At 51.6% G+C, this 19,018-nt stretch carries 20 protein-coding genes; 7 read left to right on the plus strand and 13 right to left on the minus strand.

Translation table 11 applies throughout. The annotated features are described in order from the left end of the window. Nucleotides 1-10: 10 nt before the first annotated feature. Nucleotides 11-1,102, minus strand: coding sequence for an LptF/LptG family permease (locus tag V3U24_00895; GenBank protein ID MEE9166011.1), 1,092 nt, complete (start codon nt 1,100-1,102; stop codon nt 11-13). 89 nt (nt 1,103-1,191) lie between these two features. Between V3U24_00895 and V3U24_00900 the strand changes: the two genes are divergently transcribed. Continuing rightward, nucleotides 1,192-2,865 carry a Na+/H+ antiporter NhaC family protein gene (locus V3U24_00900; GenBank protein ID MEE9166012.1) on the plus strand — a complete coding sequence of 558 codons (1,674 nt, stop codon included), beginning with the start codon at nt 1,192-1,194 and terminating at the stop codon, nt 2,863-2,865. Here the strand turns inward: V3U24_00900 and V3U24_00905 are convergent. Further along, the gene (locus V3U24_00905; GenBank protein MEE9166013.1) at nt 2,862-4,067 is read right to left on the minus strand and encodes a hemolysin family protein; all 1,206 of its coding nucleotides are present in this window, start codon (nt 4,065-4,067) and stop codon (nt 2,862-2,864) included. The two genes, V3U24_00900 and V3U24_00905, sit on opposite strands and share 4 nt — an antisense overlap. Before the next feature lie 173 nt (nt 4,068-4,240). Between V3U24_00905 and murQ the strand changes: the two genes are divergently transcribed. The 6 genes from murQ (at nt 4,241) to V3U24_00935 (ending at nt 10,375) form a co-directional block, all read left to right on the plus strand. Next, a complete protein-coding gene (gene murQ, locus V3U24_00910; protein MEE9166014.1) occupies nt 4,241-5,167 on the plus strand; it encodes an N-acetylmuramic acid 6-phosphate etherase in 927 nt (308 codons plus the stop codon). Between the two features lie 17 nt (nt 5,168-5,184). Next, nucleotides 5,185-6,330, plus strand: a complete 1,146-nt coding sequence (locus V3U24_00915; protein ID MEE9166015.1) for an anhydro-N-acetylmuramic acid kinase — start codon at nt 5,185-5,187, stop codon at nt 6,328-6,330. Between the two features lie 9 nt (nt 6,331-6,339). Further along, nucleotides 6,340-7,713, plus strand: a complete 1,374-nt coding sequence (locus V3U24_00920; protein MEE9166016.1) for a phosphomannomutase/phosphoglucomutase — start codon at nt 6,340-6,342, stop codon at nt 7,711-7,713. Further along, the gene (locus V3U24_00925) at nt 7,700-8,677 is read left to right on the plus strand and encodes a polyprenyl synthetase family protein (GenBank protein MEE9166017.1); all 978 of its coding nucleotides are present in this window, start codon (nt 7,700-7,702) and stop codon (nt 8,675-8,677) included. The genes V3U24_00920 and V3U24_00925 overlap by 14 nt, the downstream gene beginning before the upstream one ends. Beyond that, the gene (locus V3U24_00930; protein MEE9166018.1) at nt 8,674-9,732 is read left to right on the plus strand and encodes a bifunctional phosphoglucose/phosphomannose isomerase; all 1,059 of its coding nucleotides are present in this window, start codon (nt 8,674-8,676) and stop codon (nt 9,730-9,732) included. Before V3U24_00925 ends, V3U24_00930 begins: the two co-directional genes overlap by 4 nt. An 82-nt stretch (nt 9,733-9,814) precedes the next feature. Next, on the plus strand, nt 9,815-10,375 hold the full coding sequence (locus V3U24_00935; GenBank protein MEE9166019.1) for a bifunctional nuclease family protein: 561 nt from the start codon (nt 9,815-9,817) through the stop codon (nt 10,373-10,375). Here V3U24_00935 and rnc read toward each other — a convergent pair. The 11 genes from rnc to V3U24_00990 all read right to left on the minus strand — a co-directional run. Beyond that, nucleotides 10,362-11,081 (minus strand): ribonuclease III, encoded by a 720-nt coding sequence (gene rnc, locus V3U24_00940; protein ID MEE9166020.1) that lies wholly within the window; start codon nt 11,079-11,081, stop codon nt 10,362-10,364. The genes V3U24_00935 and rnc overlap by 14 nt on opposite strands. Before the next feature lie 20 nt (nt 11,082-11,101). Then, complete coding sequence (gene fabF / locus V3U24_00945; protein ID MEE9166021.1) at nt 11,102-12,343, minus strand: beta-ketoacyl-ACP synthase II; 1,242 nt, start codon at nt 12,341-12,343, stop codon at nt 11,102-11,104. A gap of 5 nt (nt 12,344-12,348) precedes the next feature. After that, a complete protein-coding gene (gene acpP / locus V3U24_00950; GenBank protein ID MEE9166022.1) occupies nt 12,349-12,585 on the minus strand; it encodes an acyl carrier protein in 237 nt (78 codons plus the stop codon). Nucleotides 12,586-12,597: 12 nt separating this feature from the next. Further along, entirely contained in the window at nt 12,598-13,341 is a 744-nt protein-coding gene (gene fabG / locus V3U24_00955; GenBank protein ID MEE9166023.1) for a 3-oxoacyl-[acyl-carrier-protein] reductase, read from the minus strand. After that, nucleotides 13,334-14,260 carry an ACP S-malonyltransferase gene (gene fabD, locus V3U24_00960; GenBank protein ID MEE9166024.1) on the minus strand — a complete coding sequence of 309 codons (927 nt, stop codon included), beginning with the start codon at nt 14,258-14,260 and terminating at the stop codon, nt 13,334-13,336. Before fabD ends, fabG begins: the two co-directional genes overlap by 8 nt. After that, the gene (locus V3U24_00965; GenBank protein ID MEE9166025.1) at nt 14,257-15,246 is read right to left on the minus strand and encodes a beta-ketoacyl-ACP synthase III; all 990 of its coding nucleotides are present in this window, start codon (nt 15,244-15,246) and stop codon (nt 14,257-14,259) included. Before V3U24_00965 ends, fabD begins: the two co-directional genes overlap by 4 nt. A 15-nt stretch (nt 15,247-15,261) precedes the next feature. After that, a complete protein-coding gene (gene plsX, locus V3U24_00970) occupies nt 15,262-16,281 on the minus strand; it encodes a phosphate acyltransferase PlsX (GenBank protein MEE9166026.1) in 1,020 nt (339 codons plus the stop codon). A gap of 11 nt (nt 16,282-16,292) precedes the next feature. Further along, on the minus strand, nt 16,293-16,475 hold the full coding sequence (rpmF, locus tag V3U24_00975; protein ID MEE9166027.1) for a 50S ribosomal protein L32: 183 nt from the start codon (nt 16,473-16,475) through the stop codon (nt 16,293-16,295). A gap of 4 nt (nt 16,476-16,479) precedes the next feature. Then, complete coding sequence (locus tag V3U24_00980; protein MEE9166028.1) at nt 16,480-16,992, minus strand: DUF177 domain-containing protein; 513 nt, start codon at nt 16,990-16,992, stop codon at nt 16,480-16,482. A gap of 130 nt (nt 16,993-17,122) precedes the next feature. Then, nucleotides 17,123-18,325 carry a hypothetical protein gene (locus V3U24_00985; protein ID MEE9166029.1) on the minus strand — a complete coding sequence of 401 codons (1,203 nt, stop codon included), beginning with the start codon at nt 18,323-18,325 and terminating at the stop codon, nt 17,123-17,125. A 13-nt stretch (nt 18,326-18,338) separates the two neighbouring features. Beyond that, a partial coding sequence (locus tag V3U24_00990; GenBank protein MEE9166030.1) for an SPOR domain-containing protein occupies nt 18,339-19,018 on the minus strand: 680 nt, incomplete at its 5' end.

Below are 19,018 nucleotides of genomic sequence, written 5' to 3' on the forward strand. Positions count from 1 at the left end.
CGATTCTGAATTATTTTCTGGCTGATAGAAGCAGGAGTATCCCTCCGAAGGAGAAAACCAGATTTCCAAGCCACGCCGCTAAGACCGGTTCCAGAATTCCTTTGTAGCCGAGTGTCTGTCCAAATCGTATGAAAGCAGTGTAGCCCAATATGACAAAAAGACTCATCCCTGCTCCGAACGCAAGACCGCTTTTCCTCCGTGTTGCCACGAGGGGAAATGAAAAGAGGACCACGATAAGGTTGGTGAAAGCGAAGGAGATTTTTGCCTGGAGATTCACCTCCCAGCGCGTGGTGTCGATTCCGCTATCAGCCAGTTCCTCAATAAATATTTTGAGTTGGCTGTAGTTCTTTTCTTCCGGTGAAATGGCCTCACGAGAGATATCCATAGGCCCGAAGTTTACCGACAGCAATGTATCCCCCCGGGAGAAGTGAACCTTGGACTCAAAACCGTCCGGGTGGAACTCTCTCACCGCGAACGTGTGAGCTGTCCAGGCCTTTTTTTCCTCGTCCCACGCCATCCAGTTGGCATCGATCCTCTTCACGAGTTGGCCGTCCTGAAGAAACTGCAAGGCGACCCCTGTTGCTTTGTTCTGTTTTGCCTCGTACCGGTCGATGGCAATGTGGAAACTTTCCGATTTCTGGAGGAAGATATTCCGTTTGCGCGCGCGGTAAGGTTTCTTGGAGGAGCGTATGACATGTTCCTGTTCAATAAGATGACGTTTTTTGTTTCCTTTGGCCACTACCTGATCATCGAAAAAAAATGAGGCAATGCTGATGATGATCGCGCTTGCAATGAGTGGCGTCGCGATTCGATACAGGGAGATACCGGAGGCTTTCATGGCCGTTAACTCGTTTCGCCTGGCGAGAAGTCCCGTTGCAGAGACAGTGGAGATCAACACGGCCATGGGAAGGCCAATCTTTACGAACCACGGACAGGAATAGAGATAATACATTCCAATAACTCTCACCGGAGCATCTGCATCGATGAACCTGTCCAGATTCTCAACGAGGTCCATAATAACAAAGAGTACGAGAAATGTGATGAGCGACATGATCAAAATCCAGGAAAACTGGCGAATGATGTACAGGTCGATATTCTTCATATCTTTGTCAAATTACACCGGGACTCTCGAATTATGCAGCCAAAAATTGCTTTTCTCGGTGGCATGTTTCCCCTAGTTTGTCGCTTCTGATGAGCAGGCGAAACAAAGCAGTTTTTCTCTTCACACTTCTTTTCCTTCTCGTTGGGTGGGAAGTCCTGATACCTGGAAGAGTTCAGCTTTCCGAGCCAGGTCCCAGCATTACCTCTCTTCTTCCGCCGCTGATTGCCATCACCATGGCTCTCATCACTCGAGAGGTGATCCTATCTCTCTTCAGCGGTGTCTGGATTGGTGCGACCATCCTGGCAGGCTATCGTCCCTTTCAGGGACTGGCCACTGCTCTGGACACGTACCTGGTGGAATCACTTGCCGATATGAGTCACTCCGCGATCATCCTTTTCAGTCTCGGTTTCGGCGGTATTATTGGCGTCATAGGGGCCAACGGAGGAATGAAGGGAATCGTGCAAAAGGCATCCCAGTACGCCCGTACCGCCCGAAGCAGCCAGATAGCCACCATGTTGATGGGGATACTCATCTTTTTCGACGACTATGCAAACACCCTGTTGGTGGGAAACATGATGCGACCTTTTACGGATAGACTGAAGGTATCGCGTGAGAAATTGGCATATCTGGTGGATTCCACAGCTGCGCCAGTTGCCAGTCTGGCCCTGATAAGCACCTGGTCCGTATTCCAGATGTCCCTTCTGGAGGAGCCTTATCGCGAATTTGGAATTACGGGGAGTCCCTATATCACTTTTCTTCAATCCATACCCTATTCATTCTACTGTATTCTGACTTTGATATTCATGTTTCTTCTACTCTGGTCCCGCAGGGACTACGGTCAAATGTTCCAAGCCGAGCGACGGGCCCGGGTTGAGGGGAAAGTGCTGGCAGATGATGCCAGACCGCTGGCCAACACGGAGCTGTTCGACAGTGAAGATCTCAAGGTGAAAGAGAGCCATTGGTCCGATGCCATGATTCCCATCGCTACCGTCATTGCGGTAACTTTGCTCGGGTTGTACATCACGGGGAAAAGAGGTCTGGCACCCGAGGATGAACTGAATCTGAGAAACATTATTGGTGCCTCGAATTCGTATGCCAGCCTTATGTGGGGGTCATTCACCGCAGGATTCACTGCCATCGTTGTGTCAGTCGCAAGGGGAGTGCTGTCACTGAGAGAATCGATTGAATCGTGGCTCACTGGAGTCCGTTCCATGGTTCTTGCCTGCATCGTTCTGGTTCTCGCATGGAGTCTGGGAAAGATTTGTGGTGATGTTCATACTGCCGATTACATTGTGAATATGACCGGGACATTTCTTTCTCCATTTCTTCTTCCCGCCGTGACATTCATCACAGCAGCCCTCATCAGCTTTTCCACGGGGACTTCCTGGGGTACCATGTCCATTCTCGTTCCGATTATCGTTCCCATGCAGCTCAGAATGGTGGGGGGCGATCCCAATATGATCATTGGACAGCCCTTGTTTCTTGCAACATTTGCCTCAGTCCTGTCCGGCGCCGTATTCGGAGATCACTGTTCCCCCATATCCGATACCACTATTCTCTCTTCCACGGCCTCCGGGTCTGATCATATCGATCACGTGAAGACGCAACTCCCGTACGCCATCACGACAGCAGTTATCAGTGTCCTCGCTGGTTATCTGTTGGTGGGACTGGGTGTGCCCTGGATTGTCATGGCAGTGACGGGAGTCGGAGCCGTCGTGGGGGCTGTCTGGCTTCTGGGGAAACGTCAAGAGGCGGAGGATTAAGCCCTTTTGATGAGATGCAATCGCTTCAAGCGACTGGGGCTGGACGACAGAATCTTGATCCGGAATGTATCGAAGTCCAGCATTTCTCCAGTCCGGGGAATTCGCCCCATTCTCGATAGAATGAATCCTCCCACCGTTTCGTAATCCCCCAGTGGGATCCCGAATCCGAATCTTCTTCTCAGTTCGTCCACTTCAACCAGGCTGTCTACAATCAGGCTTCCATCGGGCACCCGCGTAATTTTCCGTCCCTCTGCATCGAAGACGTCCTCAAATTCCCCAAACAGTTCTTCCACCAGATCCTCGACTGTCACCAGTCCTGCAGTCCTTCCACCCAATTCCACTACGATGGCGATACTTGACTTCTGCCGTTTGAGCTCTTGCAGGGCTCCGTTGGCCGGCATCGATTCGGAAATATACACGGGTGTTTTGAGAATTGAGGCCAGTGACTCCGGGCGGGCGAAAAGATCGTGCAGGAAGACGATTCCCACGATATGGTCCAAGTCCCGCTCGTACACAGGAAGTTTTGAGAGACCTGTATCGGACATCGCCTGAATGGCTCCATCAACGGAGTAATCTGTGGTGATGGCAACCACATCCGGTCGAGCTGTCATCGCTAACTGAACGGGCCGCAACCCGAATTCAAAGATCCTTGATATGACTTCTTTCTCCCCCTCTTCATATTCCTCTCGCGTCCCTAACTCCGTGAAAAGGATCTTCAAGTCTTCCCGGTTGAAAAGGCTCACGGCAGGGTCACTTCCGGTAGGACTCAGCAAACGCGAGTAGCTCTTCACTAGCCTTACGAGAGGTGACAGAAAGAATTCCGTGAGATGGAGCAGAGGCGTTATCCTTACGGCAAGTTTGTTGGCCTGTTCTCCGAAAACCATCTTGGGGATGATTTCACCAAAAACGAGGATGATGAAGGCGATTATGAAGACGGCCCATGACCGGGGGATGCCAAAATGTAGAAGCGAGATTGTGGCATAGGACGACGTGAGAACGTTCGCGAAGTTCGTTCCAACAAGGACAGTTGTAAGAAACCTCTCAGGTTCTTGCAAGTATTTGAACGTTCTTGGAGCCGTCCTCCACCCTTGCTTCTCCCACACCTTCATCTGAAGAGGATTTGCCCGAACGAAGGCAATTTCACTCCCGGAGAAAAATGCCGAAAGGACAAGTCCTGCAAGAGCGAGGAACGTTTCTGTCACGGCTTACACCGGCTGGAAGTTGGATGTCTGGACAAATCTATGCAAGAGAATCATTTTGAGTAAATGAAAACTCCCCGGGTGGGGCTACGATTGCCCCGTCCTGAATCTGCTTCTCATCCTTCCCGTCGTCTTCTTAACTTCGAGCAGGTCCTGTTGGCCTTTCGCAAGGAAGAATGAAAAATCGCCTCAAGAGGGAGACTCTTTCCACTGAGCAACAGAATGTTCGCTCCATGGACATCGATGCAAAGAGCATCCTCGAGATTCTGAAGATTATCAATGAAGAGGACAAAGCCGTTGCTTTCGCGGTGGAGAAAGTAGTGCCAGACATTGAAAAGGTGGTCAGTTTTGCAGTGGAAGCCATAAAGGAAGGGAGACATATCTTCTATATCGGAGCCGGTACGAGCGGACGACTGGGTGTGCTCGATGCAGCTGAATGTCCCCCCACATTCTCCGCCCCTCGGGACATGTTCCAGGGGGTGATTGCGGGAGGGGACGAGGCGTTGAGGAGGTCCGTAGAAGGAGCTGAAGATAAGCCTCGGGAGGCCGTTCGGGATCTTGAACGATCGGGGCTCAACTCGGGAGATGTCCTCATAGGCATCGCGAGCAGCAGCACTACACCGTACGTTTTGAGAGCACTGGAATACGGGGCATCCACCGGGTGCAGGACGGCCTTCATCATATGCAATCCTTCACCTCTTCTCCCCGTGAAGGTGGATGTGCTGATTCCCATCGATGTGGGACAGGAGGTGATTACGGGTTCCACTCGCATGAAATCGGCCACGGCGACAAAGCTGGTGCTCAATATGATTTCTACGGCCACGATGGTCAGATTGGGAAAAGTGTACGGTAATCTGATGGTGGATTTGACCGCGGTGAATGAAAAGCTCGTGGATCGCGGCACCCGCATCATCTCACAACTTACATCACTTTCCTACGAGAGGTCAAAAACAGTCCTTGAAAATGCAAACAGGGAAGTCAAGACAGCAATTGTAATGCACGTGCGACAGTGCGGCTACGAGAGGGCAACTGAACTTCTGGAAGAAAGCGAGGGCTTTCTCAGGCCATTCCTCGAGTCGGAGTCAGCGGGATCCGATTCCTAGGAAGTGTCGGCGGAAGAGTGCCTGTGAAAATCGAGACGGTTCAGAAGCTGAACAAGAAACGACCTCTCAGGATGGCGGGTCTCATGTCCGGTACCTCCATGGACGGACTGGATATTTGCGTGGCCGATGTTGGTTTCCAGGGAGATTCTGCCGAGTTCGTCATAAAGGCCGCCGGATCGTTTCCCTTCCCTGGTTCATTGAGAAAAGCCATCCGTCAGTCATTAACGGGATCCGCGGAACAGGTGTGTAGGACTCATTATGATCTCGGCCGATTCTATGAAGAAAAGACCGTTCTGTTTCTCCGTGACTCTTCCCTGGGTGAAATAGACGCGGTTGGTATGCATGGGCAGACGGTTTATCACATTAGCGGTGAAGCCACGCTTCAGGTGGGTGAACCCTCATTCCTTGCTGAGCAACTCGGAATCCCTGTTGTCTCGGACTTCAGAGCTCGGGATATTTCGGTGGGCGGAACCGGAGCCCCTCTCATTCCCATTATCGATAAGTGGATCTTTCAGAAAGATCACGAGAGGGTGGTCTGTCTGAATCTTGGCGGTATTGCCAACCTCAGTGTAGTTCCGCCAAGGATAGCTGGCGAGTTGGTAGGGGGGTTTGACACGGGTCCCGGAATGGCTCTACTTGATGAGGCGATCTACGAGCTTTCTGGAAAGCGGGCCGATGATGACGGGAAGCTGGCCTCAAAGGGGATCCCCGACGAGGAGTCGCTGAAGAGGTGGATGGAAGATCAGTTTGTTAACCGGATTCCCCCGAAATCCACCGGCCGGGATTATTTTGGCTCCGAGTGGTTGCACGGGCGGATCAAGAACATGAGGGAGTGGAGGCTCGAACATCTGCTGGCCACATTATCTCTTTTTACGGCTCGATCGGTGGCTGTAAATTGCCAGAGATTTGTCGACCTGAGTGGAGCCAGGACACTGATTGTAAGCGGCGGCGGCGTTCATCACTCCGCCGTCATGAAGATGCTGTCGCAGGAACTTCCCACCCTGAACGTAATCTCGTCTCAGGCCTTCGGTGTGGATCCCGATGTGAAGGAAGCACTGGGGATGGCAATCCTGGGAGCGGCCTATTTCAAGGAAATTCCCGGAAACATTCCCTCCGTAACGGGTGCGGGCCGGGAAGTTGTTCTGGGCAAGCTTACCTTGTGAGAGGAATTCATGTCCGTTAATCCTTACGTTTTTCGAGAGTACGACATCCGGGGAAGGGTCGCTGAAGATTTCCCGGACGAACTCGTCAGAGATCTGGGTCGAGCTTTCGGGACCTTTGTCAGAAGACGCGGAGGCAGGGAAATCAGTCTCAGCGGTGACGTTCGTCTGTCCACTCCGGGGCTAAAAGAGATGTTCAAGGAGGGCGTTCTCGATACTTCGACCGACGTCCTTGATATCGGTACGGTTCCGACACCCGTGAATTACTACAGCATGTGGAAACTCAATGTCGCCGGGGCTGTGCAGATCACGGGCAGTCACAATCCTCCGGAAATGAACGGCTTCAAAATGTCTTTTGGCAAGGGGGCCGTCTACGGCGCACAGATTCAGGAATTACGCCAGCTCGTCGAAAGCCACGATTTCGAGTCGGGAACCGGAACGGAAATAAGCTATCCCATCCTTGAGGATTATATGGAAATGATTCTGGATAAGATCAACCTGGAGCGAAAGTTGAAGGTGGCAATGGATTGCGGCAATGCTGCTGCGTGTCTCGTGGCACCCAGGCTTTTCCGGGAACTGGGTATCGCTCTGGAGGAATTGTACTGCGATGCAGACGGATCTTTTCCCAATCATCACCCGGATCCCACGATTCCGGAAAATCTGAGTGATCTTACTGATTTGATGAGTGAGGGGAGTTTTGACGTTGGCGTGGCTTATGATGGGGACGCGGATCGAATTGGGGTGGTGGACGAGAACGGAAACATAGTGTGGGCGGACAAAATCATGTGTCTTTTTCTTCCCGAAATTGTCGAACCGGGCGATGAGATTCTTTTTGACGTTAAGTGCTCACAAGCTCTCGAAGAGGAAATCCTCCGGCATAAAGGAAAACCGGTCATATGGAAGACCGGACATTCCCTGATCAAGCAAAAGATGAAAGAGTTGGGGTGTAAATTCGGTGGAGAGATGAGCGGTCATCTGTTCATGGCGGACGACTACTTCGGGTACGACGACGCCGTATATGTTTCGGTCCGGTTGATTCAGACATTATCTCGCCAGGGGAAGAAGCTCTCTGAGCTGATTGGTGAATTACCCCGGTACTATTCCACGCCTGAGATGAGGTTGGAATGTCCGACCGACGAAGAGAAGTTTCGAATCGCCGAGCGAGCATCTGACTTTTTCAAATCGAACTATGACTGTCTCGATATTGACGGTGTGCGAGTCAAGTTCCGTGACGGCTGGGGTCTGGTTCGGGCCTCAAATACTCAGCCGGTCATTGTCTGCAGATTCGAGGCGAACTCACAAGAACGCATGGAAGAAATCAAGTCCTTGGTACTTGGAAAGATTCAGGAGATGGGGGAGATCTCCATACCGGATGAATCCCACTGAATTTCAATCAACGATACGTGACTATCGGTCTCGGATTGACACGGAGCTGAGATCACTCGTCCGAAGCCAGGAACCGGACTATCTTTACGGTCCCGTCCAATATGTGCTCAAGGGACAAGGGAAGCGTCTACGGCCCACCCTTCTATTACTTGTGGCCAGATTGTTTAGAGTGTCCGAGGACGTCGCACTGCCCGCTGCTCTCTCAGTGGAGATTCTTCACAATTTCTCACTGATTCATGACGATATCATGGATCAGGACGATTTACGCCACGGTCTGCCTTCTGTCTTCCGAAAGTGGGATGAATCGACGGCAATCCTCACAGGTGACGTACTTTTTGCAATGGCCTACGGAGAGTTGGCCAAGGTGAAGTCGAATCCTCTCGCATGTGTCCGGGCCTTGAACGTGGCAACGGTGAAACTGTGCGAAGGTCAGGCGCTCGATAAATCTTTCGAATCACGCGAGGACGTGATACTGAAAGAGTATCTCAACATGATACGACTGAAAACAGCCACCCTCCTCTCGCTCTGTTGCCAGTTGGGTGCAATACTCGGAAAAGCGTCACAGGAGAAGGAAAGGGAGATCGGCCTGTTTGGAGAGCTGCTGGGTCAGGCTTTTCAGATTCAAGATGATGTCCTGGAGATTTATTCCGATGTTGAGACGATGGGAAAGAGCCTGGGAAGCGATGTGGCCACGGGGAAAAAAACTTATCTCACGTGCAGGGCGCTTGAAAAAGATTCCGACGCCTGGAATCGGTTGATGACATCCTTGAAAGGAGAAAACCTCGAGTCGGAAGCACTCCCCGCAATGCGGGTCTACTTTGAAGAATCCGGAGTGATGGGGGAGGCCAAAAATGAGATCAGGCGAATTCTCAGCCTTTCGCGGGCCAAACTGGATCTATTCCCTGTAGAGGCCAGGCAGAATCTCGATCATTTTGTGAATATGCTCATGGCGAGAGAGAGGTGAGAGGCGCCGTGCTGGCTGAAAACTTCCGGTCCATCGATCAAGACGACATGTTTGGCCTGATCTACAATTTCCCCGACCAGATGGATGAAGCAATGGAGATCGGGAGGAAGATCAAGCCTCATGAGGATTACAAATCTGATGGGGGCCTGGCCATAGCGGGAATGGGGGGATCGGCAATCGCCGGTGATATGATGGCATTTCTCATTTCACTGGCTTCAGATATCCCCGTCACCGTGACCCGGAATTACCGTCTGCCGCCCTGGGTCGATGACACTAACCTTGTCATTCTGCTGAGCTATTCGGGCAATACGGAAGAGACGTTATCCTGCCTTGACGATGCCTTGAACCGAAAGGCTAAATTGGTGGGGATTACATCCGGGGGAAGGTTGAAGAGAAGATTGAAGGGTCGAAGCGACCTTGTGATTACGATTCCGCCAGGTCTTCCTCCGAGGGCCTCACTGGGTTATTTGGTGATTCCGGGACTTTACTTCCTCAGGAGAATCGGCTTAGTCTCAGCTGACGTTGAGGTGTCGCTATCCGCAGCAGCTGAGAACTTGAGATTCTGGCGGAATGAATTCAGCGAGCCCCATGAAAAGAACCTGGCGTACACGATTGCCAGGACGATATACGATAGTGTGCCGGTGATTTACGGCGTGGCGGACGAAACATCCATTGTAGCCCTCCGATGGAGAACGCAACTTGAGGAAAACGGCAAGATGGTTGCATTTCACCATTCGTTACCGGAGATGAATCACAACGAGATTGTGGGATTTGAAAACAACCCTGATTTGCTCAAGAAGATGTGCATCATCTGGATATCAGACAGTGGTGATCATCCCCGAATTCAGCGTCGACAGGAACTGACTCGAGAAATCATCGGGAATGGGGTGAAGTCCCAGATCAGTGTTCAGAGTCGCGGGGAGACGCGGATGGAGAGGCTATTCTATCTTGTCTACCTGGGTGACTGGGTCAGTTTCTGGGTGGCCATGCTGCACCGTACCGATCCCACGCCAGTGGTAAGAATCGACCGGCTCAAAGGCTTACTCTCGGGCTGAGAAATGGCCTTTCGCGCCAAATAACATTGCATCCAGTGCTTGGGCGTCCTATATTAATTTAAGTCTTTTTGAAACACGTTCAATGATTCCAGTCGAGGTCACAAAAATTTCCTTTTATCCCCCAAGCAAGGGGTATGCCGTCGTTCTTCAGGAAATAGGGGGACAGGGGAGGAAGCTTCCCGTGATTGTGGGTTCCTTCGAGGCCCAGGCAATTGCTCTCGCCCTGGAAAACGTGGAAACCCCCAGACCCATGACACACGATCTTATCAGCACAATCCTGGAGGAAGTGGAAGTCAACATAAAGCAGGTAGTCATCACGCATCTTTCTGACGGCACCTTTTTCGCGGAGATCAGGGTCGAGTCAGATCACTCCGGCCGTTGTGACATTGACACCAGGCCAAGCGATGCCATTGCCATCGCTCTTCGCCTGGATTCCCCTATTTTCGTCTCAGAGATGGTCATGGGGGAGGCAGGTGTCGAGGAGGGGGCTGAGACAGGTTTGAGTTTCGAAGAACTGCGCCACGGTAGCGAGAATTCCAGGCACTACCTTGAAGAACAGTTACAGAAGGCGATTGAAGAAGAGGAATATGAAGCCGCTGCCGAGTTAAGGGATAAAATTCTCAGGCTGGCTAAGAAGGAATAGGTTCCCAAAACCCGATAGATTCGAGGGCTATTTGAGCCGCCTGTTGTTCAGCGGCTTTTTTTGATTTTCCATTGCCCGGCTGAAACCTCTTCTTGCCAACTTGCACGCTTACCTCAAATACCTTCTGGTGCTCCGGTCCGGTCGTCTTCGTGACGAGGAAACGTGGGGCATCCATCTGTTTGGCTTGGCAGTACTCGATGAGGAGTCCTTTATGATTGATGCTGCGCCAGGCCTCCCGTCGGTGATTCCAAATTGACGTTTCCACAAGGCGTTCACAGGGCTTGATCCCTCCGTCAAGATAGATAGCGCCCACAATTGCCTCGAATACGTTAGCAAGCTGATTTTGAGAGACCTTCTCCTGATCCAGGTCCACGGAAGGCGCGGCCGAAATGGACGGTAGCAGGCCGAGTTTGTCCCCCATCTTCGCCAGAAATGTTTTCTGCACAAGGGCAGAACGTTTCTCTGTCAACAGACCCTCGCTGCTCTCTGGAAACTCCTGCAGAAGCCTTTTCGATACAAGGTAATCGATGATGGCATCTCCCAGAAACTCCAGTTGTTCGTAGTTTTTTCTCAGATCTGAATGGACCGATTTGTGGGTGATGGATTGAACCAGAAGGTCGGAGCTGGAAAAGAAGTAACCGAGTTTATGCTGAAGCCGCGTAAGTTTCGACTTACGCGCAAAAAGACGACCCTTGAGGCGTCTCAAGGTCTTGCCGGGGAACGACCTTACATTTTCCACCGTTTCAGGAGGAGAACGGCGTTGTGACCGCCGAATCCGAAGGTATTCGACATGACACAGTCAATGTCTTTCTTCACGGCTCTATTAGGCGTATAGTTTAGATCACATTCCGGATCTGGTGTTTCGTAATTGATGGTGGGAGGGATCACGCCGTGGTTCATAGCGAGCAGTGAGGCGATAGCCTCGATCCCTCCACTGGCACCCAGAAGATGTCCGGTCATGGACTTAGTCGAACTCACACTGAGCCGGGCGGCGTGCTCACCAAACACTTCCTTAATCGCAATGGTCTCATTTTTGTCGTTAAGAGGGGTGGACGTTCCGTGGGCATTGACGTAGTCGACCTGGTCGAGATCAATTCCGGCGTCGGAGATCGCCCGTTGCATGGCCCGGATGGCCCCCTCTCCGCCCGGTGCCGGTGCCGTGACATGATAGGCATCCGCCGTGGCCCCGTAACCTATCAACTCACCGTAGATTCTTGCTCCCCGTTTCAGTGCATGCTCGGCCTCTTCCACGATCAAGAGTCCTGCTCCCTCGCTCATGACGAAACCGTCTCTGTCAGCATCGAACGGTCGAGATGCCTTTTGTGGTTCGTCGTTCCGGGCCGATAATGCCCGCATTCTGGAGAAACCTGCGAAGGATAGTCGAGTGAGCGCCGCCTCGGCGCCCCCCGCGATGACCACGTCAGCATCCCCGTACTGGATTAATCTCATGGCATTACCGATGGCGTGTGTGGCTGATGAGCATGCCGAAACGACACCGTAGTTCGGGCCTTTGAGTTCCCATTTCATCGAGATCTGACCTGCCGCGATGTCCGAAATGAATTTGGTGATGAAGAAGGGGGAAACGGCGCGCGGTCCCCGTTCCTTGAGCCGGATGCTCTGCTCTTCCATGGTCTCGAGACCCCCCACTCCAGACCCAACGATTGCACCGAAACGATCCATGTTCTCAATGCCGTCTTCCAGTTCACCATCCTTCAAAGTCTCGTCTGCGGCTACGAGAGCATAGATAGAAAAATCATCCAAGCGATCGATCTCTTTTCGGGACAGGAGCGCCTCTACATCAAGGTTCTTGACCTCTCCTCCGATTTTCACCGACATGTCGCTCACGTCGATTTTGGTCACATGGTCAATACCACTGCGACCCGAGATCAAAGAGTCCCAGAACTCGTCTTTTCCCACACCGACAGGGGACACCACTCCCATGCCGGTGACCACCACTCTTTGCTTCACCTCATCTATTTTGATACGTGGGAATCGATATACTTCACAGCTTGTTCGACCGTCGTGAGCTTCTCGGCCTCTTCGTCTGGAATCTCAATGCCGAATTCCTCTTCAAGCTGCATGACCAATTCCACGGTATCGAGGGAATCCGCCCCAAGATCATCAACAAACGAGGCTTCGGGAGTGATCTTACTCTCCTCCGCCCCCAATTTGTCCATGATCACCTCTTTTACTTTTTCGAAACTGGACATCTGCCACCTCCTCTACATATGAAGTCCACCGTTTACTGAGATTGTCTGGCCGGTGATATATCCGGCCTCGTCCGAAGCCAGGAACAGGACGAGATCTGCCACGTCGTCGGGACGTCCAATCCTCTTCAAAGGTATTTGGCTTGTAAGTTTTTCCTTAACGTTTTCGGGAATCCGATCTGTCAATTCCGTCTGTATATACCCAGGGGCGACGGCGTTGACCGTGATATTGCGGGATGCGAGCTCTCTCGCAGCGGACTTTGTCAACCCGATAATCCCCGCCTTGGATGACGCGTAATTTGACTGCCCGGCATTTCCTGTCAGGCCAACCAGTGAAGTCACATTGATGATCCGGCCGTATCGGTTCTTTATCATGGCGGATGCAACGGCCCTGATCCCATGGAAACAGCCTTTGAGATTAACCTCAATAACCTCATCCCAATCCTCTTCCCGCATTCGAAGTATAAGTTTGTCTCGGACAATTCCGGCGTTATTAACGAGAATGTGGACTGTACCGAATTTCTCAATGCCCTGCTGCACGCAGGATTCGAATTTCCGGAAATCTGTCACGTCCAGGGGAACAGCCGTGGCTTCTCCCCCGGCCTCTTCAATGGTTCCCACAACTTCCTCAAGATCGTCCATCGACCTGCTGGCGCATATGACTTTAATCCCCTTCCGACCCAATAGTTGGGCGATGGCCCGGCCAATACCTCGTGAAGCACCCGTCACAAGTGCCACTCTTCCACCAGTCTCAGGCACAGGCAACCTTTTCCAAGGTTTCCAACGATTCCACTCCCGAAGCAGAGAAAAAACTGTCTATTCGTCTGAGCAGGCCCCTCAGGACGTTTCCGGGACCTACCTCAATGCATTGAGTAACCCTCAGATCTTTCAACTCCTGTATGGTTTCCAGCCACCTGACCGGGTGATCGATCTGGTCTATCAAGTTTCGCCTGATTTCATCTGGGTCGGTTGTCCGTCTCGCCGTCACATTCATGACTACTGGAAATCTTGCCTCCCTTAATTCTATGTTTTCAAGGGCCTCTCTGACCGCTTTCTTCGCTGATGACATGAGCGGGGAATGAAAGGCGCCGCTAACTTTCAACTCAATCGCTCGGGCAGCTCCAGCCTCTTTGGCCAATTCGATTGCGTGTCGGACCGATTTCAGGTCGCCAGAAATTACAATCTGATTCTGAGAATTGAAATTGGCAGGTGCCACGACGCCTTCTCCGGACGATTCCTCGCATATTCTTGACACTTTTTCCTCATCCAGCCCTATAATGGCAGCCATCGTGCCCGGGTTCGAGGTACCAGAGTCCTGCATGCTTTGTCCCCGGATTTTCACCAGTTTGAGAGCGTCTTCAAACGAAAAGACGGCCGCCGCCGTAAGAGCTGAGTACTCGCCCAGGCTGTGTCCTGCACCGCAATGTGGCACGCCGCCCCGTTCCATGAGAAGATTAGCCAGAATCACGCTCACAATGAAAATCGACGGTTGAGTGTATTCGGTCCGCATTAATGCCTCAGAAGGACCGTTGAAGGAGAGGGAAGCGATATCCATACCCATGATTTTGTTCGCTTTTTTGTACAGTTGTCTGCCCAGGGCGGTTTTGTCAAAAAGATCACGACCCATTCCCACCCTCTGAGATCCTTGTCCGGGAAAGAGAAAAGCAGTCTCGCTCACTTGCAGTCCCCCCACCTGATAAGAACGCTTCCCCAGGTGAGTCCAGCCCCAAAGGCGGCCAGGATGACATACTCCCCGGAACCAAGCCGGTTGGTCTCAACGGCTTCGGCAAGGGCAATGGGGACGGTTCCCGCCGTTGTGTTTGCATAACGGTCGATGTTGACAAGCACCTGGCCGGGTGATAGTCCCAGCCGTCTGCAGCATGCGTCAATGATCCTTTTGTTTGCCTGATGAGGCACGAACAACCGGATGTCTTCACCGGTGAGTCCGTTGCGAGTCAGAATAACCTCCGTAGCCTCAGTCATTCCCTTGACTGCGAATTTGTAGACCTGACGCCCCCGTTGTTGCAGGAAATGCATTCGTTTGTCCAGTGTATCCCGAGACGCGGGATGCAGACTCCCACCTGCGGGCATTTTGAGAAGATCACCTCCGCTCCCATCCAGATACAACAGCGAGTCGAGGATGCCGTCTTCTTCACCGGCAGGTTCCAGCAGAACGCCTCCCGCACCATCGCCAAAAAGGACACAGGTTTCCCGGTCTTCATAGTCTACAACGGAACTCATGGTATCTGCCCCAATGACAATAACTTTCCTGTACTGACCCGATTCGATGAATTTTGCCCCTGTCTCAAGAGCAAATATGAATCCGGAACAGGCGGCCGAAAGATCGAATCCCCAGGCATTGCGTGCCCCAATATTGTCCTGAATGAGTGCCGCTGTGGAAGGAAACAGCATATCGGGGGTCACTGTGGCCACTATGATTATCTCTACTTCTGAAGGGTCAACTCCGCTCTTCTCCAGCAATATTTTCGCCACTTCCGTACTCATAAATGAAGTGACTTCTCCTTTCGACGCGATGCGCCGTTCACGGATTCCTGTCCGGGAAATGATCCATTCGTCTGTGGTGTCCACCATTTTCTCCAAATCGGCATTAGACAGGATTCGATCGGGAGCATATTTTGCGGTTGCAGTAATGGACGCTCTCATGAAAGGGTCTCTATCCTACCGGGATGATTTGAGAAGCGAAACTGTGCTGGAAATGTCTTCCCTTATGGACTCCACAAGATGCTCTTCCACCGATTTTCTTGCGGCCAGTATGGCGTTCTTGATGGCCCGGCGGGGAGAACTCCCGTGGCACACGATGCAGATCCCATTAACGCCAAGGAGGGGAACTCCCCCGTACTCCTCATACTCATATTCTCGCATCACCTGCGTGAAAAGGTTAGAAAGAATTTTCTTATCCGCTGCGGGCGGTCCAGTTTTATCCAGCTGCCGGAATACGGCCTGTCTCACGTGGCCAATCCAACCCTCTGCAAACTTGACCAGAGTGTTCCCCACAAAACCGTCGCAAACCGCGACATCCACCAGACCGTCGAGCAAGTGTCGACTTTCGATATTGCCTCGGAAGTTCGGAAGATTGTTCTTCAACAATTTATGAACTTCCAAGTAAACATCCGTCCCTTTCGTCGGTTCCACCCCAATGTTGAGAAGACCAATACGTGGGTATTCCACCTCCCAGATATGTTTTATGTACTCAGATGCCATAATGGCGAACTGAAGAAAATGCCGAGGTTTAGCTTCCACGTTTGCACCTATGTCACACAGTACAAGCCCGCGGGGCCTTACGGGAAAGTATACTCCCAGAGCAGGTCTGAGGACTCCTTCGATACGTCCCAGCAGAAAAAGGGCGGATGATAGGACGGCGCCAGTGCTGCCCGCACTAACAAACGCAGCTCCTATTCCATCCCGAACCAGTCGAATGCCTGTGACCAGTGAGGAGTCAGGTTTCTTTTTCACAACCTGTGAAGGAGGATCGGTCATCTCCACCTGTTGAGTCGTATGGTGGATTTCCAGATGTTCTGAAGTGAAATCGGCAGCACTCAATTCCTTCCTGATTAACTCTTCGCTTCCTGTCAGGAGTACGTCGAGTTCACCTCTGGTTTCCTTCAAGGCGTCTATGGTTCCCTTAATAACGGCGTGGGGGGCATGATCCCCTCCCATGGAATCGATGACAATCTTCATGCAAAAAGGGACTAGCTACTGGATGGCGTGATCACGGGGCGTCCCCTGTAATATCCACAGTTGGGACAGGCCCTGTGAGGAATTTTGGGTTGGTTGCATTGAGGACATATCGTAATTGAAGGTTTCTTGGCCTTCCAGTGTGTTCTTCTCTTGCGCCCTCGGGCTCGGGAATGTCTCCTCTTGGGTAGTGCCATACGGTTACTCCGTCCTCGATAAATTAATTTGCCTCAAAGCTGCCCACCTTTCATCAACCCCGTTTTCTCCACAATCACACGTATCCTGGTTAAGATTTGTGCCGCACTGGGGGCAGATGCCCCGGCACGTTTCGCTGCAGACCTGTTTCATGGACCGCTCGAGAAGGATAGCATCTCTAAGTGGAGGTCCCAGATTCAGTTCTTGCTCATTCGCAGGGAAAAAATAAATATCCGAATCCTTTCCCCCTTCGAGCAATAATTCCTTTTCTGTAAGCATGAGTTGAAATGTCACATCCATTCGACTGTCGAAGGGCGAAAGACATCTGTCACACGTCTCTCTTGCTACCAATGTGGCCCTGGCTCTCATGACAATATCTGATTCGGTCTGATTTACCCGCATTTCCACGGTAATCGTCTCGGAAACCAGATTCATGTCGTCGAGGCCAAGATCACTGGCATCCAGCATCAACGCGAGTGTCTCCGACTCTTCCAGCATGTCTGTACCTCTCAACTTCATTTCAGCTGCGAAAGTTAATTTCCTCCTGGGCTGTCAGTCAAGAAATCACTTTTCCTCTTTCAGGAGGAAAATCATAAGAAAAAGGGGCCATGAGGCCCCTATTGACTCGAAACATCGCTGACGATCCTAATCACTTTTCACCTTCTTCCTTCCCTTCACTTTCTTCCCCGTTCTCACCCTCGGATGCTTTTTCCGCTTTGTCTTCCTCAGGCCATTCTGTCTGTTCCTGCTCCTCGGCTTCGAGTTCTTCTTCATCTTTTCTCTCGAGCAAGTCTTCCTCATCTGTCTTTTTCTTAAAGATGATTAGAGCGATCGTTTCCCCCACTACCTCGATGGAGAGGGCATACGATATGAGAGTCGAACCCACGAGAAACAGCGAGACCGCGACAAAGAAACCTCCTACATATTCCAGAGGGCTTAGTGTGGCCGCGGCGTCGGGCAAACCGAAATGCCAGTGTGAACCCGGATGGAATCCCTGGAGCAATGATACGGGGGAGGAGTCCCCCAACACCGTGTCTGTTGCCCAACCAACAATATGGGCCAACTTGGAGCCCATAAGCCACTTGTGCCCGAATACAGCGTTGATGAGGTCATAACCCGTTGTTAGAAACAGACCGAATACCACCGATCCAGCGTAAATCAGACAACCCAACAGGGGAAGATACAAAGCAATTCTCCAGGGTTGTGACCAGGTGATTGAGTAATTCTGAAAAACGGCTCCCATGGTGTCTTCTTCCAGAGTGGCAACAATGGCAGGTGTGAAAAAGAAGGAGATCGTCAACACAACACCTGTGTAGATGACAAATACCGAGCCGAATAACCAGAGGAGGTATGGGATACCGAAGAACAACTCACCTAAGTAAGGAATCTTTCCAATGAGGGCAAAGAGGGCGGCCATGACAACGAAGAATATTGCGATAACCACAATTGACACGTGTGTGAATACCGGTGCATGCCAATGCTTCCTCACGAATTTCCAGGCGTCAGACGAGGAGTAGAATTCATCCCCTTTAAGCTGTTTATAGGTAACCCTTGCCACAGCCGTCGAGCCCAGAACCAGGGCGATAATCCAGACCAGAAGGCCGATTATCCACAGGGCATAGGCAATCCAGTTTGCCTCGTTTCCCACAAGACAGGGGTATAGACCGTATCGATGCCAAGCCTCACCTAATGGAATACCGGCAAGGCGGAGAGAAAGATAGGAAAATACCCAATAAGCGGCGTATCCTGGTATGTTTGCCGAGAGCATTATCCATATCTTCTTACCGCTCAAGGCCAGTCGCGGAGCACGAAGAATATCTCGAACATCAAAGTATAGACTCATTGGACCCATTTGACTACCCTCCTTAATCCTTTTGGATATCCGTTCGAACGTGATCTACCCATGTTGCCATATTTATTACCGACGAGATTTCAGAGGCTGCATTCCGGGCGGCATCGTAGTTTGTAAATGTTCCGATCCTGACACGGTACCAAAACTCGTCCGTTTCTTCGAAATAAGCTTCCTGAACATAAGCATCAAACCCCAGATTCACCATTTCATCAGCCTGACGCCCCGCCTGTTCAAAAGTGGGCCAAGATGAAACCTGAATGGTCAGTTCGCCTTCGACCTTGGGTATCCTGGTCCCTCTGATGGGTTCAGGTGGTGGGGGAGGAGCCTGTGGTTCCTCCTCTCTCACTATCTCTGCCGTCGTTTCGACTCTTGCAGTGACCTCCTTGGAATCATTTGCCGCATCCTCAAAGACTACTTCAGTCAGATCAGTCAACACCTTATCCGGCATGAATTCTTCCTCAGTCGTTGGCTCAGTCAAAACCGTATCCGGTACCGCTTCCGCCACCGTTTCAATCTCCACTTCAGGTGGCTGTGCTCCAATGCGGAACTCGTAGGATTGAGAGGCTACTTTTTCTCCTTCTTCACCGGATACCACCACATCGAAAACATATTCACCCAGTTGGTCAGCCTCGAAGGACATTTGTTTTCCACCATCCGTAATAATCAGATCGGAAAAACTCAGTTTGCTGCTGG

Source organism: Candidatus Neomarinimicrobiota bacterium (genome assembly GCA_036476315.1).
Classification (GTDB): Bacteria; Fidelibacterota; Marinisomatia; order Marinisomatales; family S15-B10; genus JAZGBI01.